The sequence below is a fragment of the Asaia sp. SF2.1 genome (assembly GCF_000505765.1).
GTDB classification, from domain to species: Bacteria; Pseudomonadota; Alphaproteobacteria; order Acetobacterales; family Acetobacteraceae; genus Asaia; species Asaia bogorensis.
In genome coordinates this window covers 26,473-28,485 of the sequence record NZ_AYXS01000003.1, presented here as the reverse complement: position 1 = coordinate 28,485, position 2,013 = coordinate 26,473, and the positions used below count along the sequence as shown (strand labels likewise).

3 protein-coding genes and 1 pseudogene are annotated in these 2,013 nt (G+C 61.5%); all 4 read right to left on the bottom strand.

Features of this window, described 5'->3' with window-relative positions; genetic code table 11:
* Positions 1 to 289 (bottom strand): annotated as a pseudogene (locus P792_RS37325) (hypothetical protein); the annotation flags it as partial.
* Positions 286 to 648: a hypothetical protein gene (locus tag P792_RS23470; protein ID WP_023977716.1), complete on the bottom strand. Its 363-nt coding sequence runs from the start codon at positions 646 to 648 to the stop codon at positions 286 to 288. The gene P792_RS23470 and the pseudogene P792_RS37325, both read right to left, overlap by 4 nt.
* Positions 645 to 929, bottom strand: a complete 285-nt coding sequence (icmT, locus tag P792_RS0117880) for an IcmT/TraK family protein (RefSeq protein WP_023977715.1) — start codon at positions 927 to 929, stop codon at positions 645 to 647. Before icmT ends, P792_RS23470 begins: the two co-directional genes overlap by 4 nt.
* Positions 929 to 2,013: type IV pilus twitching motility protein PilT (locus tag P792_RS0117875; RefSeq protein WP_084331032.1), on the bottom strand; the 1,085-nt coding region annotated here is incomplete at its 5' end. The genes P792_RS0117875 and icmT, both read right to left, overlap by 1 nt.

Here is a 2,013-nt window from a genome sequence, read left to right as displayed (position 1 = left end):
CCGCCTCGCGCGAGGCGGACCAGTGCATCATGAGCTGTGGGAGCCAAAGATCATTGACCTGCATGGGGCCGATATCAACGCTGCCATTCGTGTTTTGCGACACTGCCCCGAGCCTGCCTCCTTCGACGCCGAGAATGGCGTAGAGGAGCGTCGCCGGCACATGATGGACGGCTGCGGCCGCGTAGAGGCAGTCAGCGACTTCGGTGTCGCTCGTCGAGGCGCGCGCGGGTGTCGTGAGAGACACGATGCCCGCAATGATGGGGGCTATGAGGACGAGGGGACGTATCATGCCAGCGCGCGCTCCTTCTCGAGGATGCGCTCGAGGGCAATGAACCCTTCCGGATCGCGGCACGAGACGAGGATGTCGTGCATGGTCTCGATGAGCGTACCCAGATCGGGCGTCTCAACAATCGAGGGCACGGTGGTTCCGTTGGATGATCCCTCGGCGACGGGCATCTGCCGCAACCCGACACGGCATCCGCCGCCGCCCTCCTGCCTCAACCGGGCGTCGGCCGCACAGAGAACGGCCGCAAACCACCGTTCCGGTGCGGCCGGTAGACGATGCGCCCCTTCCGTGACCTTGTAGCCCTGTTCGAAGGCATAGGCGGTCATCGCGTCGAAGAGGTGACTGGTGGCGATCGTCGTCATCGGATCGCATCCCGTTGCCGGTAGGCAGGAATATGGGGGCGTATGGGGCCAAACCACCACACACGCATGATACGAAGCGCAATGGCTGGCGTGATCCTGAACCAGCCCAGGATCGAGAAGACCAGAACCCCGGTACCCGAAATCGCGAAAGTCCACCAGGCGGGGTACAGGAACCAGATGCTGCCAAAGATGAGGGCGCGTCCATCGACGAAAAGCAGCATGATCGGTTCGGCCGTGTAGCGCCACGTTGTCTTGGGCAATCTTGTTTCAGGAACGTTCATCAGTCCTCCCTCCGGCTGGCACGCCCTGCGACCTCGTCCGAGATGCGTCCCTCGGAATGCGCCCGCGCAATGGCTTTGGCGAAACTCTGGCCTTCATTGTCCACCATCTCGCGTATGAGACCCGGCCAGCGCTCGACCGGCGCATCCAGGAGCCGGGAGCGTCTTGCGTGGTTGAAGCGGATGAAGCTGCGGATCGGCGTGCGTTTGCCGTCCGTTGACGGCAGCAGGCGTTGATTGACGATCACTCGCATCCCCTCCGCCGCGGCCAGTGTCATCGAGCCGGCCTGGTCAGGCGGGCACAGACCGATGATGCGCTGCATCGTCGAGGCAGGATCGTTCGTATGAAGCGAGGTCAACAGGGCATGACCCGATATGCCGCCCTGAAGTGCGGCCATCATCGTCTGTGTGTTGTTGCACTCGCCTACGATGATATCGGTCGGCTCGGACCTTACGGCCGCTTCGATGAAGTCGGGAAAACTGTGAAAATGAGCGCCGATCTCGGTCTGGTCGATCCGGCTCGAGGGCTGCTTCACCAGATCGTAAAGGATCTCGATCGGTTTGGAACCCTCGATGATATTGCGATGCTCGTTCGGGTCTTCGAGCCAGTCCCGCACGAAGCCGCCCAGCAGGGTTGTTTTGCCGCTGCCGGTCGGGCCACAGACCGGATAGAAGCCCGATCCCTGGTTCATGGCCTCGATCAGTTCTGGCTCGACCTCCTGTTCCTCGAGCGGGCGGGGGATATCGGCCAGGGGACGCAGGATGATCGACATGCCTTCGCTGACACCGACACGGCATCCATGCGCCTGTATGCGAAACGAGTAGCGACGTGCCCGGCGATTGGGCCAGACGCAGTGCGATATGTTGATATGCTCCTTGCGCGCAATCAGGGATGCCCCGTCTTCAGAACGGAAAAAATGGCGCAGGGCAGTTTTCGTGTCAGTGTTGAGCAGCTTTTGCCGTGTCACCTGGTAATTTTTGCCATGCAGCCCGATACCGATCCTGTGATCTGACTGGAGCCGGATGGAGGAGGCTCCGAGGCCGGATGCCCATGATATCAGACGGTCAATTGCCTCTTTGGTCAGAG